Annotated in this window: 1 protein-coding gene; it reads left to right on the top strand. The window is 72.3% G+C overall.

Translation table 11 applies throughout. From position 1 onward, the window contains the following. A partial coding sequence (locus NQO67_RS43615) for a hypothetical protein (RefSeq protein WP_255956215.1) occupies positions 1 to 289 on the top strand: 289 nt, incomplete at both ends.

The raw sequence follows: 289 nt of genomic DNA, 5'->3' as shown, positions 1-289 counted from the left end.
CTGGTCGGAGGGTGTCGGGCTGCTGGTGGTGGAGCGGCTCTCCGATGCCCTGCGGCATGGGCATCGGGTGTGGGCCGTGGTGCGGGGCAGCGCGCTGAACCAGGACGGTGCGTCCAATGGTCTGACGGCGCCGAACGGTCCCTCGCAGCAGCGGGTGATCCGGCAGGCCTGGGCCAGCGCCGGCCTGACCGGTTCCGACGTCGACGCGGTGGAGGCCCATGGCACGGGCACCCGGCTGGGCGACCCCATTGAGGCGGAGGCCATTCTGGCCACCTACGGCAGCGAGCAT

The organism is Streptomyces odontomachi (assembly GCF_024435355.1).
In the GTDB taxonomy this organism is placed as follows: Bacteria; Actinomycetota; Actinomycetes; order Streptomycetales; family Streptomycetaceae; genus Streptomyces; species Streptomyces odontomachi.
Note: the sequence above shows the minus strand (reverse complement) of the source record. Positions and strands in the feature narration are given on the sequence as shown.